Consider the following 14,843-nt stretch of genomic DNA (forward strand, 5'->3'; position numbering starts at 1 on the left):
GTGAAGGATCCTGTAGTGCCCCAAAGCCAGTCCGTGGCCGCGCGTCCGGTGCGCCTGAGAAACTACCTTGCCTATGGCTCCAACGACGTGCTCGGGGCCGGGTCGATGGCGGTGATCTCGGGCTGGGTGCTGATCTTCTACACCCAGTTCTGCGGGCTTTCGGCCGGTCAGGCGGCGACGATCTTCGCGGTGGCGCGGGTGCTGGACGCCTTCGCCTCGCCGATGATCGGCTATATTTCCGACCACTTCGGCACCACCGCGCTGGGCCGCCGGTTCGGGCGGCGGCGCTTCTTCATCCTGGCCGCCATTCCCCTGCTGCCCAGTTTCGCGCTGATGTGGCTGCCGGGGCAGAGCTTCTGGTACTACCTCGTCAGCTACGTGCTGTTCGAGCTGGTCTACGCGATGGAGATCATCCCGTTCGAAACGCTGGCGGCCGAGATGTCGAGCGACTATCGCACCAAGGCCAAGTTCGCGGGCTTCCGCATCCTGTTCGGCCAGGCCGCAGCGATCCTGGCGGGCTTCCTGCCGCTCTGGCTGATCGAGGCGCTGGGCCGCGACAGCGCGGACACCTTCTTCTACATGGGCCTGATCTTCGCCGCGCTGTTCATGGTGACGGCGGCCATGCTCTACTTGTTCAGCTGGGAGCGTCACGGGCCCGGAGGCGTGCCGCTGCCGCCCGAACAGCGCCATTCCGCCGGCCCGCTGGAGGCGCTGAAGGCGCTTTACCGCAACTTGTTCTCGACCATGCGGATCCGCGCCTTCCGCCTGCACTTGGGCATGTATTTGGGCGGCTATATCAGCCAGGACGTGTTCAACGCGGCCTTCACGTTCTTCGTGATCTTCGCGCTCGCGGGGACCACGGCGGTCGCCTCCGGGCTGCTGGGCACGATGTACATCGTGCAGTTCGTGGCCGTTATCATCGCCATCAACATGGCCCTGCGCGCCTCGCCCAGCCGTGCCTACCAGATCGCCGCCGCCAGCTTCGCGGCGGGCGCGCTGACGCTGATCGGGCTCTGGTCCATGGGCATCACGGCCACCAGCGCCATGATCTGGCTGCCCATCGCGCTGGCAGGCCTGGGCCGCGGCGCGCTCAACTACATTCCCTGGGCGACCTACAACTACATGGCCGACGTGGACGAGATCGTCACCGGCCGCCGCCGCGAGGGCGCCTTCGCGGGCGTCATGACTTTCGTGCGCAAGGCCACGCAGGCCGCGGCCGTAGCCGGCGTGGGCTTCGTGATGCAGGCGGGCGGCTTCGTTTCCGGCGCGGCGCAGCAATCGCACGGCGCCATCCTCACGATCGCGCTGCTGCTGGGGCTGGGCACCGTGGCCATGCTGGTGTTCGGCGTGATCGTCTCGCTGCGCTTCCGCCTTTCCCCCGCGACTCATGCCGTGCTGATGCGCGAGATCGAGCATCTGCGCAGCGGTGCCCGCACCCCGACCAGCCCCGAGGCGCAGGCGGTGGTGGAGGACCTCTCCGGCTGGCGCTACGATCAGCTCTGGGGCCGCAACCCGCTGGTCGAGCAGGACAGTGCGAACGGCGATCTGGGTAAGCCCGTCAATGCCGGGCATTGACCGCCGCGGCCTGCTTCGGGCGGGCAGCGCAGCCGCCTTTGCCGCGGCCCTGCCCGTCCGAAGCCTTGCCGCCGCCGCGCAGGCCGCGCCTTTGGAACTCGACGCTTCCCGCCCCGGCCGCCCGCTGAAATCCGGCCATTTGCGCATGGGCACGGGCGAGGGGCCGGGCGGCACACTGGGCATCGACAACCTCTCCCTCACCCGCGACGGCAAGCCGTGGCTGCCGATCATGGGCGAGTTCCACTTCACCCGCTTCCCGGCCGAATACTGGGACGAGGAACTGGCGAAGATGAAGGCCGCCGGGGTCGGCGTGATCGCCAGCTACGTGATCTGGAACCATATCGAACTGGAGCCGAGCCGCCTCGACTGGACCGGCACCCGCGACTTGCGGCGCTTCGTCACGCTCTGTGCGCGCCACGGGCTGCTGTTCTTCCTGCGGCCCGGTCCCTGGTGCCATGCCGAAGTGCGCTTCGGCGGTATACCCGACTGGGTCGTCTCCGCCACGCACCCGCGCTCCAACGATCCCGCCTACATGGCCGAAGTCTCCCGCTTCTGGCGCGCGATGGCCGGGCAGATCGACGGCCTGCTGTGGAAGCAGGGCGGGCCGGTGATCGGCATGCAGGTGGAGAACGAATACAACCTCTCCGGCCCCGGCCAGGGCCGTGCCCATATCGCGGCGCTGAAAGGACTGGCGCGCGAAATCGGGATCGACGTGCCGCTCTACACCGTCACCGGTTGGGACCGCACGGTCTATCCCAGGGGCGAGGTGGTGCCCGTTCATGGCGGCTATCCGGATGAGCCCTGGTCCGCCAGCACGGATCGCCTGCCGCCCAAGGAAAACTACCTCTTCCGCTTCGACAGCCGCGTGAGCGGAGACCTGGGCGCGCAGACCCGGGCCAAGGGCCGCGGCGATGCCGACGACGACATGGAAGACACGCCTTTCCTCGGCGCCGAATACGGCGGCGGGGTGCCGGTCATGTACCGCCGCCGCCCGCTGATCGCCCCGGCCGACATCGCGGCGGCAGTGCTGACGCAATTGGGCTCGGGCGTGAACCTGCTCGGCTACTACATGTTCCACGGCGGCTCCAACCCGCTCGCCCATGGCCGCGCGCTGGAGGAAACGCAGCGTTCTGGCGGCTACAACGACGTGCCGGTGATCGGTTACGACTTCCAGGCGCCGATCGGGCAATACGGCCTGCCCGGCCCCGCCCATGCCGCCCTGCGCCCGCTCCACTACCTGATCGACAGCCACGGCGCCGCACTTTCGCCCATGCAGGTCCATGCCCCGGCCGTGCAGCCGCGCGACAAGGCAGACCTCGCCACCTTGCGCTGGTCAGTGCGCAGCGCGGGCGGCAGCGGCTTCCTCTTCGTCAACAACCACGTCCGCCAATATCCGACGCCGGGCCATCCCGGCACCCAGTTCACCGTGCGCCTCCCCGGCGGCCCGGTGACGCTGCCCTCCGCGCCGGTCACGATCCCGAGCGGCGCCAGCTTCGCCTGGCCCATCGGCCTCGACCTCGACGGCCTGCGCCTCGCCTGGGCCACCGCGCAGCCGGTGACGCGGCTGGAGGACGGTGAAGGCCCGATCCATGTCCTGGCCGCGACGATTGCCGACGATGTGGAACTCGCCATCGACGGCGCGAGCCTCCAGGGCGGGCCGGCGGGCTTCCGCCGCGACGGTGCGGGGCGCTGGATCGGGCAGGTCCGGGCCGGACCGGAACGCCTGCTGCGCTTCGTCACCGCGCAAGGCGCGGCAGTGCGGCTGCTGGTGCTCGATCGCGCTTCGGCCGGGCAGACATGGGTTGGCACATTCGGCGGAAAACGACGGCTGATCCTTACGGACGCCGACGTGATGTTCACGGGCGGCGAGCTGGAACTGCGTCAGCGCGGCAACCGGGACTTCGCTTTCGCCATGATCCCCCCGGAGCCCGGGATGACAGCGGACGCCGCCCTGACCCGGCACGGCGGCCACAACGGCGCGCGCGTTTCCGGCCCCCTCGCGGCATCCGTCGAGGCCCGGCAGATCCGCCCGGCGGGCGAAGCGCCGGCGCCCGTGATCGGCGGCCCGGCGAAGACGGTGCTCCAACCGCTGCCGGAAACCTGGAAAGCCGCCGCGACATGGGAATTCACGCTCTCACCCGCGCTGCTGCCCGAAGGCGGAGACGCCTTCCTGGAGATCGCCTGCAAGGGCGACATCCTGCGCCTGCACGATGGCATGGACTTGCTGGACGACACTTTCTGGGACGGCCAGCTATGGCGCATCGGCCTCAAGCGCTTTGCCGGGCGGCTCGGACGGCCCTGGCGCCTCTCGATCATGCCGCTGCGCGTCGATGCGCCGATCTACCTGGACGACAAGGCGCGGGCCGCGCTGCCCGCTGCCGGGCAGGTCGCGACACTGGATTCGCTGCGCGTGGTGCCGGAGCACCGCCTAAGGGTGCGGCCGCCCCGGCCATGACCCGGCGGTTCGCGGACTAGCCCCGCGGCGCGCGGTAGCCCACGGCCTCGCCGACCTGCCCCGCGGTGGCGACGATGGCCGCCACCAGATCGTCGACGATGTCGTCCGTCAGGTAATGGGCCGCACTGGCGATCGAGATGGCGATGCAGATCTCGCGGCGCGCATCGCGGATCGGCACTGCGATCGAGCGCACGCCGTCGCCCAGCTCGCTGTCGTGCAGCACGTAGCCATGCGCCTTGTGCTCCCGCATCAGCGCCACGTATTCCTTCACCGCCTTGGCCGAGACCTTGCCGCCATTGGCTTCACGGTAGAGGTCTTCCCAGACCTTCTCGTCCTCGTCCAGCAGCAGCGCCTTGCCCAGGCCGGTTTCGGCGATGGGGCGGCGGTCTCCCGGCGCGGTCGCCACGCGAAGACGCTGGCGCCCGGTCACGCGGTCGAGGTGGCGGGACCAGTCCCCCTCGCGCTTGCCCACGAAAACGCAGAAACCCGTCTTTTCCGAGAGCTTTTCCATGAACGGCCGGGCCACCCGCACATAGTCGATCTGCTCGGTGGCCATGACGCCCAGTTCCAGCAGCTTGGGGCCGAGACCGAAGCCGTCGCTCGTCACCGAGAGATAGCCGCGAGACTTCAGCGCCTGCACCAGGCGGTGCGCGGTGGTCTTGCTCATGCCCAGCTTGCGGGCGAGATCGGCTGCGCGGATCGGGCCGCCAATCACTTCGTCCATGATGTCGAGCGCACGCATCAACGTTTGCGTGCCCTTGACCTCGACTTCGGGCTTGTCGTCGCGAAGTGCCGTCATCGTTCGTGTCTTTCTCCGGATCGGTCCACTTTGCGGGACGCGAATCCATTTGTTCCACCTGCTCTATACCCTCGGGCGCGGCGGTCAATGGGAGAAGACGGAGACGGAGACGGAGGCGCCCGCAGGACGGGCGGGTCTGGAGCGCATCCGATCCTGCTGCGGGGGCTCGACCGCTTTCGGGTTTCTGGCTTGCCGCGTTTTCCGCGTCATCAGGCGATTCCACCCGATGGGAAGACGTTCTAGGCGGTGAAGCTCCGCTCGGTGTTGCGCCGGATCGACAGCAGGCCGATCAGGCTGAGGATCGCCGCCGCCGAGATATACGTGCCCACATATAGCACGCCGCCCTTGTCGGCCAGCGTCTGGGCGATAGCGGGCGCGAAGCCGCCGCCGAAGATGCCGCCGACGTTGAAGGCGATGGACGATCCCGTGTAGCGGACCCGCGCGTCGAAGAGCTGCGGCAGGAGCGAGGCGACCGGACCGTAGACGAAGCCCATCGTGAACAGGCCCAGGCACAGGAAGGCGGCGATGGCCGAGAGCGATCCGGCCGCGAACATCGGCCCCATCAGCAGGCCCACCCCGATGGCGCCCAGGCAACCGGCGATCAGCACGCCGCGCGAACTCCAGCGGTCCGCCGCATAGCCGGCCAGGACGATGCCCAGCGCCATGAACAGGATCGCGAACAATTGCACACCCAGGAAGCTGCGGCGATCGTAGCCCAGCGTCTCGGTGCCGTAGCCCAGCGCGAAGGTCGTGGTGAGGTAGTAGAGCGCGAAGCAGGCGATCACCGCGAAAGTGCCGGCCAGGGTCTGGCGCAAGTGCGTGCGGAACAGCTCGACGATCGGGATCGACTTGGGCGGGGTTTCCTCCAGCACGGCTTCAAAGGCCGGGGTTTCCGTCAGCTTCAGGCGGATCCACAGGCCCAGGCCGACCAGCACCGAACTCAGCAGGAAGGGAATGCGCCAGCCCCAGGCGAGGAAGTCCGCGTCGCTCAGGGTCATGCTGAAGACCAGGAACAGCCCGTTGGCGGCGATGAAGCCCACCGGCGCGCCGAGCTGGGGAAACATGCCGAAGCGCGCGCGGTAGCCGGGCGGGGCGTTCTCCACCGCCAGCAGGGCGGCACCGCCCCACTCGCCGCCGAGGCCCAGTCCCTGCGAGAAGCGCATGAGGCACAGCAGCAGCGGCGCGAACCAGCCGATGCTCTCGTAAGTGGGCAGCAGGCCGATGATCACCGTGGCGCCGCCCATCAGCAGCAGCGAGGCGACCAGCGTGGACTTGCGCCCTACCCTGTCGCCGAAGTGGCCGAACAGCGTGGCGCCCACCGGCCGGGCGATGAAAGCGATCGCGAAGCTGGCATAGGCGGCCAGCCGCTGCACCGAGGGCGATTCCCCCGGGAAGAACAGCGGGCCGAACACCAGCGCCGCAGCGGTGGCGTAGATGTAGAAGTCGTAGAATTCGACGGCGGTACCGACCAGGCTGGCGGCCAGGACGCGGGAATTGCTGCGATAGACGTTCATCGCCGCAGCTCCGCGCTCGTGCCGCACCATCCGATCACACCCGACTCTTCAACCGACACTTTGGCGCCCCTGCAAGGCTCCGCCCTCGGAGCCGCTTCGTTTCAAGCGGCCCGCCTTAGAGCAAGCCTCGCCGGTTTACAGCCGAAATGCGCGCAACAATATTGCGCGGATCAGCTCGCCGCGGCGAGGCGCTTGCCGGTGACCAGCGTCTGCACCACGAAGAGCACCATCAGGATCGCGCCGACCGAGCCCACGAACAGGTCGAAGCCCGAAACCATGCCGAACAGGCCGCGTCCCGTGCCCAGCAGCATCATCATCGCGGTCAGGCCGATCAGCATGAAGCGCAGTTCGGTGGGACCGGCCTGGAGATACGAGAGCTTGAATTCGCCAAGGACCCGCGCGGCGAGATAGGCGTGGATCGACAGCAGCAGGTAACCCACGAGCGCCACCATCGCCACGTCCATCGTGACGTAAGGGCTGGTGCCGATGCCCCAGACGATCAGCGCGGTAGTCAGGCCGTCGCAGCTATGGTCGATGAAATAGCCGTAAGAGGGACGCTCGATCTTGCGGAAGCGGGCGAGGCTGCCGTCCATGGAATCGCCGAACCACTGCACCACGTATCCGGCCATGGCCAGCCAGAGCCAGCCCGGGGAAAGATTGCTGGCCGTATAGCCCGCGAAAGTCATGAACGCGCCCAGCAGGCCCCCGGCGGTCAGCAGGTCCGGCGTCACCCAGCGGGGCATGCGGGCGCAGAGCCATTGCAGGAGCTGCCGCTCGCGCCGTGCCAGCAGGTTTTCCTGGATGCGGGTCGGCGGGGCGGGATGGGCGGTGGTCTTGGCGTTCATGCGGATCTTCTCGATTATCGGGGGGCGAAGTTGCTGGAGGTCGAAGCCATGTCGATCAGGACAGGGCACAGCCAGCCGCTTCCCGCGTGCGCGGCGCGCGAGACATGAATCCTCAGGATTTTACAGAGTTCCATGAGCGGCTCCTTTATGCGGGAGCTCGTTGGTCTCTCAGTCGCCGGCGCGCAAATTCCAGTCGGCGATCCGGCCTCCATAGCCGACGATGCGCCGATTGGCCAGTTTCGGGGGCCTTGGCGATCCCGCCACGCCCACCGCTCGCCGATTAAAGCCGCGAAAACAGCGGGATCGGAGAGAACATCATGGAGATCAATCCGCCCAGGCTCAGCGCCACGAGCGTCGCGCCGGTCAGTTCCATCAAGCGGCGCGGGGAAATGCGCCGGGTGAGCAGGGCGCCGAACGGTGCGGCCACCACGCCGCCGATCAGCAGGCCGCTGGCGGCGATCGTCAGCGATTCCACGCCCAGCCTGCCGATGAAGGCGGTGAGCACGGTGACGGTGACGAAGAACTCGGCGGCATTGGCCGTGCCGATCGCCATGCGCGGGGTCATGCCCTGGGCCATGAGGTTGCCCGTCACCATCGGTCCCCAGCCCCCGCCCGAGGCATCGAGGAAACCCGCGATAAGGCCGAGCGGACCGACCAGCTTCATCCGCCGGTACGACTGCGGCCGCCGCGGTCCCCGCCAGATCAGGTAGAGCCCCACGGCTGCCAGATAGACCAGCACGGCAGGGCGCAGGATCGCCATGCTGACGCTGGTGAGCACCCAGACGCCCAGCAGCCCCCCGGCGATGCCCGGCACGACCAGCCGCGCGAACAGCGGCCAGTCCACATTGCGCTGCAAGGCATGGGCGATGCCCGATGCGCCGCTGGTGAAGCTCTCCACCCTGTGCGTCACGGCCGAGGCCGCCCCCGGCGGCACCCCGAGCAGCATCAGCAGCGAGTTGGACAGGACGCCGAAGCCCATGCCCAGCCCGCCGTCGACCAATTGGGCAAGGAAGCCGGCAATGATGAACGGGGCGAGCGCGGCCCAGGGAATGGTCGCCGGATCGATCATCCGCCGGTCCTTCGGCGCAACGAGGAAGCGGACCTGCCGAACCGTCCCGTTGGCGCGGTGGTCATGAACAGCACGGGGAAGCACAAGGCGATCACCGAAAGCACGGCGCCGGGAACCACGTCCGCGCCCGCCAGCCAGGGCAGGACCGCCGCCCAGATCGCCGCCACCAGCACGATCATCAGCGTCCTTTCCTGTTCGGTGTCGTTGAGCGCCGAGAGATCGGCGTTGACCCGGCCGTCGAACAGGGTGCGCAGGCCGGTGCCAACCCGGCTCTTGCGGTCGACCAGCATCGGCGGGAGGCTGGCATGGGCCAGGCAGCCCAGCCCGGCGCCGACCATGCGCAGGCCGACGGCGCTGGCGAAGCGGCGATATTCGGGGTTGCGGTCGCTGAGGACGCGCAGGCCCGCGCGCCCCCCGAAAGCGAGTTCGGCCAGGGCATTGCTTTCCGCCGCCGGGGCCGTGACAGGCTCCGCCGCGTCCTGGGTGGAGATCACCCATTCGAGGATCGCCGAGGGCACGTCGTAGCTGGTGGCGCGCTCCAGCCCCTGGAAGCCCGGCGCCGAGTTCGCCTCGCAGATCCGGTAGCCTTCCTCGTCGAAGAGGATGTCGATCCCGGTCACGTCCAGCCCCAGCACGTCGGCCGCCTGGACCGCCAGTTCGGCCATTTCCGGCGGCGGATTATAAGCGATCCCCACGCCGCCGAGCGAGACGTTGGACTTGAAGCCCCCGGTCAGCGAGCGCCGCTCCATCGCCGCCACCACGCGGCCGCCCACCACCAGCACGCGCACATCGCGGCCATGGCTGGCGCGGACGTAATGCTGGAGGATGAAGTCGGCCTGGGCATCGGCGCTTTCCAGCAGCCCGGCCAGATCCTCGAACTGGTTGCGATCCTCGCACTTGAGCACACCGGCCCCGCGCGTGCCCTTCAGCGTCTTGACGATCACGGGAAAGCCCAGTTCGCGCTCCACGAGGTCGACGTCGATGGGGAAAGTGCCCAGGATCGTGCGCGGGATCGGCAGGCCGGCGCGGTTGAGCGTCTGCAGGGTGTGCAGCTTGTCCGCCACCTGCTCGATCGTCGCCGGGCCGTTGACCAGCCGCACGCCGCGCCGCTCCAGATGGCGCAGCAGGGCCAGGGTGAAATAGTCCGTCTCCGCGCCGGTGCGGCAGATCACGAAATCCGGGCGCTCCACCAGCCGCCCCTGGTAAGTCGTGCTCCAGCCTTCCTCGGAGCCGACCACCAGGTCGAACTTGTGGGGATGGAGCACTTGCAGCTCGATGCCCATGGCGCTGGCCGCTTCCTGGAAGCGCAGCACCTCGGGCACTTCCGAGTTCGCGGGATCAAGCTCGCGATGAAACAGTATCCAGCCACGCAAGGCTTCATTTCCCCCAAGGATAGACGGCGGCGGACCGATCCGCCGTGCCCAGTACGGCGTGCCAATGCATTAGAAACAAAGCAGATTAGGCCGAAACGCGTCGGCGGCGCCGTGGTGCCACGCAATTCAACGCCCGCCAATCTTCTTTGGTTGCCTGTCACACATTGCCACGGAACGCCAGCCGACGCCCAAGCTCCGGTCGCTGTCGGCGAACGGGTCTCCGATGACATCCCGGCCGACGAATTGCGATTTCCCGGTTCCCTCGTCGGCCCAAGGCTTTATGCACGGGGAGATCGGCGCGGGGAGACGGCGCCAGAAGGAGAGCACCATGATCCGCCACTTGCCCTGGCTCCTCACCGGCCTTGTCGGCGCCATTTCGCTCGCCGTCGTCGCGGTTTCGCGCGGAGAGGCGGTGAACGCGCTGTGGATCGTGGTGGCCGCCGTCTGCTGCTTCCTCGTCGCCTATCGCTACTATGCGCTGTTCATCGCCCGACACGTCATGAAGCTGGACCCGTCGCGGCCGACGCCCGCCCTGCGCCGCGCCGACGGGCTGGACTATGTCGCGACCGACCGCACCGTGCTGTTCGGACACCATTTCGCCGCGATCGCCGGGGCCGGACCTCTGGTCGGGCCGGTGCTGGCGGCGCAGATGGGCTACCTGCCGGGCACGCTCTGGATCATCGGCGGCGTCGTGCTGGCAGGGGCGGTGCAGGACTTCATGGTCCTGTTCATCTCGATGCGGCGCGACGGGCGCTCGCTGGGCGAGCTGATCCGCATGGAAATGGGGCAGGTGGCCGGGACCATCGCGCTGTTCGGCGCCTTCATGATCATGGTCATCATCCTGGCCGTGCTGGCGCTGATCGTCGTGAAGGCCCTGGCGGAGAGCCCCTGGGGCATGTTCACCGTGGCCGCCACCGTGCCGCTGGCCATGCTGATGGGCGCTTATACCCGCTGGATCCGGCCCGGCCGGATCGGGGAAGTCTCCATCCTCGGCCTCGTCGGGCTGCTGGCCGCCATCGTCTATGGCCAGGCCATCGCCCAGTCGCCGGTGTGGGGACCGCTGTTCACGTTCACGCCGGTGCAGCTCTGCTGGATCCTGATCGGTTACGGCGCGGTCGCCTCGGTCCTGCCGGTCTGGCTGCTGCTGGCCCCGCGCGACTACCTTTCCACTTTCCTCAAGATCGGCGCCATCGCCGCGCTCGCCATCGGCATCGTCATCATGGCGCCGCCGCTGCGGATGCCCGCGCTCACTGCCTTTGCCTCTGGCGGCGGGCCGGTCTTCTCAGGCGGCCTGTTCCCCTTCCTGTTCATCACCATCGCTTGCGGCGCGGTCTCCGGCTTCCACGCCCTGATCGCCAGCGGCACCACGCCCAAGCTGATCGCCAGCGAGAGCGATGCCCCGCTGATCGGCTACGGCGCCATGCTGATGGAGGCCTTCGTGGCGATCATGGCGCTGGTGGGCGCCTCGATCCTCGATCCGGGCATCTACTTCACCATGAACAGCCCCGCCGCGCTGATCGGCACCGACGCCGCCAGCGCCGCCCATGCGGTGACCGCCATGGGCTTCGCGATCTCCCCCGAGACCATCGCCCAGACCGCCCGGGACGTGGGCGAGCACACCATCATTTCCCGCGCGGGCGGCGCGCCGACCCTGGCCGTGGCCATGGCGGAGATCTTCTCCCACGTCGTCGGCGGGCCGGCGATGAAGGCCTTCTGGTACCATTTCGCGATCCTGTTCGAGGCCCTGTTCATCCTCACCGCGGTGGACGCGGGCACCCGCGCCGGACGCTTCATGCTGCAGGACCTGATGGCGCTGGCCGTGCCCCGCCTCGGCGAGAGCAGGAGCCAGGTCCCCGGCCTCGTCGCCACGGCGCTCTGCGTGGCGGCCTGGGGGTTCTTCCTCTATCAGGGCGTCACCGATCCGCTGGGCGGGGTGAACACGCTCTGGCCGGTGTTCGGCATTTCGAACCAGATGCTCGCCGCCATCGCCCTCATGCTGGCGACCGCCGTGCTGTTCCGCATGAAGCGCGACCGCTACGCCTGGGTCACCGTGCTGCCGACCGCGTGGCTGCTGATCTGCACGCTTTCGGCGGGCTGGCTGAAGCTGTTCTCCGCCGATCCCGCCGTCGGCTTCCTGGCGCACGGCGCCAGGTTCTCCGCCGCGCTGGAGCGGGGCGAACTGCTGAACCCCGCCAAGTCCCTGGAACAGATGGAGCGCATCGTCTTCAACGACCGGGTCGACGCCGCGCTGGTGGCGGTGTTCCTGGCCGTGGTACTCTCCCTGATGGTCTTCACCTGGCGCACCTGCATGGCCTCGCGCCGCAGCCCGGTGCCGACCGTGAACGAGATCCCCGCCCATGAGGCCTCCCCGCGGCCGGTGCCGGCATGAGCGGCCTGATCCAGACCCTGCGCCGCACGGCCCGGCTCATGGTGGGCCTGCCGGACTACGACGATTACGTCCGGCACATGGCCGCGCATCACCCGGACCGCCCGGTGATGGACCGCAAGGCGTTCTTCCGGGACCGTCAGGAGGCGCGGTACGGCGGCAAGAACGGCGGACGGTGCTGCTGAGGGCCTGACGCGGCGCAAGCCGCGCCGTCAGTGCCGGCGAATCACCAGCTTGGTCTCGCCGCAAAGGCTGCATTCGTCCTTGCTCCGCACGAAACCGTTGGTTCCAACGAGTTCGCGGGTCTGGACATCCGCATGGTGAAGCACGCTCAGGCCCAGCCTTTGCGTGATGCAATCGTCGCAGACCGGCTCTGGTGCGAGCCGGACGACGAGTTTCTCGATATCTTGCAGGATGGTCATTCGCATTGCCCTCGACCTGCCCGTGCCAGCTTGGCGCGGTCCCGGCAATGGCAATTACGGGTGTTGGAGTTTCGCTCCGGTAAACTCACCATCAAGGCGATGCTTCAGCCACCCCGCGAAGGCCAGCACCGCCGCGGTCCTGGCCGGAGGACTGCCGGGATGGCGAACGAAATGATAGGCGCCTTCAAAGGGATGCTCCACCGCGGAGAGACGGACCAGCCGCCCGGCGGCGATGGCGTCCTGCGCGATCACCTTGCGCACGAGCGCGACGCCATGCCCGGCCGCGGTCGCTTCCAGCAGCAGCCCGGCATCGTCGTAAGGCTGCGAATCGGCAGGCTCCGGCAGCGCCAGCCCGGCGCGCTGGAACCACGGCGTCCAAGGCTGCCAGGAATTGCGCAGGAACCGGCAGCGGCCGAGGTCCTGCTCGCTCTCGATCCCCATCCGCTCGCGATAGGCGGGCGAGCAGGCGGGGAACACGGTATCCTGCATCAGCCGTTCGACCACCAGCCCCGGCCACTCGCCGCTGCCATAGCGGATGGCGGCGTCCAGCCCCTGCGGGCCGACCGGGCTGAGGTCCATGCGCGGATCGAGCGCGATGGCGATGCCGGGATGGGATTCGTGGAACTCCGCCAGCCGCGGCACCAGCCAGTGCGAGGCGAATGACGGGAGCACCGCCACTTTCAGCACGACATGCCCCGCCGCGGGCGGTTCCGGAAATACGCTGGCGATCAGTTCCAGCGACTGGCGCACGGTGGGCAGGATGCGCAGCGCGGCCAGGGTCGGCTGCATGGAATTGCCCTGCCGCTCGAACATCGGTTCTCCCAGCCGCTCCTCCACTTCGCGGACCCGGTGGCTGATCGCGCCGTGCGTAACGCCCAGTTCCTCGGCCGCCCGCGTGAAACTGCGGTGCCGGGCAGCGGCGACCAGCGCACGCAGCGTGTTGAGCGAGGGCGGGCGGTACATGCCCGGGTTGTTACTGGAATTCACAACCCGCGCCAATCTTTCTCGTTCGGATCGCGGCGGGACTCCCGCTATCTCTCCGCTTCGACCTTTTCGGGAAACCTGCCCATGCCCCTTGCCCTCCGCCGCCCGCACCCCGCCTGGATCGTCGTGGCCGTGACCTTCTTCGCCCTGCTGTTCTCGGCCGGTCTGCGATCGGCACCGGGCGTGATGATGCTGCCCCTGGAACTGCACTTCGGCTGGGACCGGGCGACGATCTCGTTCTCCGCGGCCATCGGCATCCTGCTCTACGGTCTCGTCGGCCCCTTCGCCGCGGCGCTGATGATGAGCGTGGGCATCAAGCGCACCATGCTGGCGGGCCTCGTGCTCATGGCGCTGTCCACTTTCGCCAGCCGCTGGATGACCGCGCCCTGGCATTTCGTGCTGAGCTGGGGCGTGCTGTCGGGCATCGGTTCGGGTGCCGTCGCCTCGGTGCTGGGCGCGGCCGTGGTCAACCGCTGGTTCGCCTCGCGGCAGGGGCTGGTCATGGGCATGCTGAGCGCCAGCACGGCCACCGGCGCGCTCGTGTTCCTGCCCTTCCTGGCCTGGCTGTCGGAAGGCGGCGCCTGGCGGCCGGTGGCGCTGGCCGTCAGCCTGGGCTGCGCCGCGCTTATCCCCGTGGTGGCCCTGTTCGTCCCCGAACGTCCCGAGACGCGCGGCGTGCGGCGTTTCGGCGAAGAGGAAGGCACTGCCCCCGCGCCGCCGATGAAGCAGGCGGCGACGCCCTGGCTCGCCATCGAGGCGCTCGTCCGCGCCGCCCGCCAGCCGGTGTTCTGGCTGCTGGCGGGAAGCTTCTTCGTCTGCGGCCTCACCACCAACGGCCTGGTCGGCACGCATATGATCGCCTTCTGCGGAGACCACGGCATCGCCCCGGTCGCGGCCGCCGGGCTGCTTTCGCTGATGGGCTTCTTCGACCTGATCGGCACGACCGCGTCGGGCTGGCTGTCCGATCGCCACGACCCGCGCCGCCTCCTGGCCGTCTATTACGGCCTGCGCGGACTGTCGCTGCTGGCCCTGCCCTTCATCGATTTCGGCACGGTCAGCCTGACCATCTTCGCGGTGTTCTACGGGCTGGACTGGATCGCCACGGTGCCGCCGACGCTCAAGCTCGCCAACCTGTCCTTTGGAGAGCGCGACGCGCCGATCGTGTTCGGCTGGGTGATGGTGGCGCACCAGATGGGCGCCGCGCTGGCCGCTTTCGGCGCCGGCGTGATCCGCGAGCTGACCGGCTCCTACACGCCCGCCTTCGCCCTGGCCGGCGCGTTCGCCGTGGTTGCCGCGCTCGTTTTCGTGGCGGGCATCGGCAAGGTTCGCGCTGTTCGGCGGCCGGAATTCGCCTGACCGGGGGGCGAGAATATCCCGGTTGCCCCTGACGGATGTTAGCGCTATCTTTCGGATAGAAGGTT

At 68.6% G+C, this 14,843-nt stretch carries 12 protein-coding genes; 5 read left to right on the top strand and 7 right to left on the bottom strand.

Going from position 1 to position 14,843, the window contains the following annotated elements:
- Positions 1-15 precede the first annotated feature (15 nt).
- Together EDF58_RS16770 and EDF58_RS16775 are read left to right on the top strand one after the other, a co-directional pair.
- The gene (locus tag EDF58_RS16770) at positions 16-1,575 is read left to right on the top strand and encodes an MFS transporter (RefSeq protein ID WP_132267619.1); all 1,560 of its coding nucleotides are present in this window, start codon (positions 16-18) and stop codon (positions 1,573-1,575) included.
- Positions 1,562-4,030 carry a beta-galactosidase gene (locus EDF58_RS16775; protein ID WP_132267621.1) on the top strand — a complete coding sequence of 823 codons (2,469 nt, stop codon included), beginning with the start codon at positions 1,562-1,564 and terminating at the stop codon, positions 4,028-4,030. The genes EDF58_RS16770 and EDF58_RS16775 overlap by 14 nt, the downstream gene beginning before the upstream one ends.
- A gap of 16 nt (positions 4,031-4,046) precedes the next feature.
- Here the strand turns inward: EDF58_RS16775 and EDF58_RS16780 are convergent, their stop codons facing one another.
- The 5 genes from EDF58_RS16780 to EDF58_RS16800 all read right to left on the bottom strand — a co-directional run bounded on the left by EDF58_RS16780 (position 4,047) and on the right by EDF58_RS16800 (position 9,630).
- Entirely contained in the window at positions 4,047-4,829 is a 783-nt protein-coding gene (locus EDF58_RS16780) for an IclR family transcriptional regulator (RefSeq protein ID WP_132267623.1), read from the bottom strand.
- 239 nt (positions 4,830-5,068) lie between these two features.
- Positions 5,069-6,343, bottom strand: a complete 1,275-nt coding sequence (locus EDF58_RS16785) for an MFS transporter (RefSeq protein ID WP_132267624.1) — start codon at positions 6,341-6,343, stop codon at positions 5,069-5,071.
- 170 nt (positions 6,344-6,513) lie between these two features.
- On the bottom strand, positions 6,514-7,188 hold the full coding sequence (locus tag EDF58_RS16790) for a CDP-alcohol phosphatidyltransferase family protein (RefSeq protein WP_243654319.1): 675 nt from the start codon (positions 7,186-7,188) through the stop codon (positions 6,514-6,516).
- Positions 7,189-7,468: 280 nt separating this feature from the next.
- Entirely contained in the window at positions 7,469-8,257 is a 789-nt protein-coding gene (locus EDF58_RS16795; RefSeq protein ID WP_132267626.1) for a sulfite exporter TauE/SafE family protein, read from the bottom strand.
- On the bottom strand, positions 8,254-9,630 hold the full coding sequence (locus EDF58_RS16800) for a RimK family alpha-L-glutamate ligase (protein ID WP_132267628.1): 1,377 nt from the start codon (positions 9,628-9,630) through the stop codon (positions 8,254-8,256). Before EDF58_RS16800 ends, EDF58_RS16795 begins: the two co-directional genes overlap by 4 nt.
- A 328-nt stretch (positions 9,631-9,958) precedes the next feature.
- On the opposite strand from EDF58_RS16800, the gene EDF58_RS16805 reads away from it, so the two are divergent.
- The gene (locus tag EDF58_RS16805; RefSeq protein WP_132267630.1) at positions 9,959-12,019 is read left to right on the top strand and encodes a carbon starvation CstA family protein; all 2,061 of its coding nucleotides are present in this window, start codon (positions 9,959-9,961) and stop codon (positions 12,017-12,019) included.
- A complete protein-coding gene (locus EDF58_RS16810) occupies positions 12,016-12,201 on the top strand; it encodes a YbdD/YjiX family protein (protein WP_132267631.1) in 186 nt (61 codons plus the stop codon). Before EDF58_RS16805 ends, EDF58_RS16810 begins: the two co-directional genes overlap by 4 nt.
- Positions 12,202-12,228: 27 nt before the next feature.
- Here EDF58_RS16810 and EDF58_RS16815 read toward each other — a convergent pair whose 3' ends face one another.
- Positions 12,229-12,438 carry a hypothetical protein gene (locus EDF58_RS16815; protein WP_132267633.1) on the bottom strand — a complete coding sequence of 70 codons (210 nt, stop codon included), beginning with the start codon at positions 12,436-12,438 and terminating at the stop codon, positions 12,229-12,231.
- A gap of 54 nt (positions 12,439-12,492) precedes the next feature.
- Complete coding sequence (locus EDF58_RS16820; protein WP_165921458.1) at positions 12,493-13,425, bottom strand: LysR substrate-binding domain-containing protein; 933 nt, start codon at positions 13,423-13,425, stop codon at positions 12,493-12,495.
- Positions 13,426-13,506: 81 nt separating this feature from the next.
- Between EDF58_RS16820 and EDF58_RS16825 the strand changes: the two genes are divergently transcribed.
- Positions 13,507-14,778: an MFS transporter gene (locus EDF58_RS16825; protein ID WP_132267636.1), complete on the top strand. Its 1,272-nt coding sequence runs from the start codon at positions 13,507-13,509 to the stop codon at positions 14,776-14,778.
- Positions 14,779-14,843 lie beyond the last annotated feature (65 nt).

The organism is Novosphingobium sp. PhB57, from assembly GCF_004342985.1.
Lineage (GTDB): Bacteria > Pseudomonadota > Alphaproteobacteria > Sphingomonadales > Sphingomonadaceae > Novosphingobium.

Excerpts from the sequence above, each read along its gene's own strand:
- EDF58_RS16775 (WP_132267621.1), top strand. The coding sequence starts at position 1,562 with ATGCCGGGCATTGACCGCCGCGGCCTGCTTCGGGCGGGCAGCGCAGCC.
- EDF58_RS16780 (WP_132267623.1), bottom strand. The coding sequence starts at position 4,829 with ATGACGGCACTTCGCGACGACAAGCCCGAAGTCGAGGTCAAGGGCACG.
- EDF58_RS16785 (WP_132267624.1), bottom strand. The coding sequence starts at position 6,343 with ATGAACGTCTATCGCAGCAATTCCCGCGTCCTGGCCGCCAGCCTGGTC.
- EDF58_RS16790 (WP_243654319.1), bottom strand. The coding sequence starts at position 7,188 with ATGAACGCCAAGACCACCGCCCATCCCGCCCCGCCGACCCGCATCCAG.
- EDF58_RS16795 (WP_132267626.1), bottom strand. The coding sequence starts at position 8,257 with ATGATCGATCCGGCGACCATTCCCTGGGCCGCGCTCGCCCCGTTCATC.
- EDF58_RS16805 (WP_132267630.1), top strand. The coding sequence starts at position 9,959 with ATGATCCGCCACTTGCCCTGGCTCCTCACCGGCCTTGTCGGCGCCATT.
- EDF58_RS16810 (WP_132267631.1), top strand. The coding sequence starts at position 12,016 with ATGAGCGGCCTGATCCAGACCCTGCGCCGCACGGCCCGGCTCATGGTG.
- EDF58_RS16815 (WP_132267633.1), bottom strand. The coding sequence starts at position 12,438 with ATGACCATCCTGCAAGATATCGAGAAACTCGTCGTCCGGCTCGCACCA.
- EDF58_RS16825 (WP_132267636.1), top strand. The coding sequence starts at position 13,507 with ATGCCCCTTGCCCTCCGCCGCCCGCACCCCGCCTGGATCGTCGTGGCC.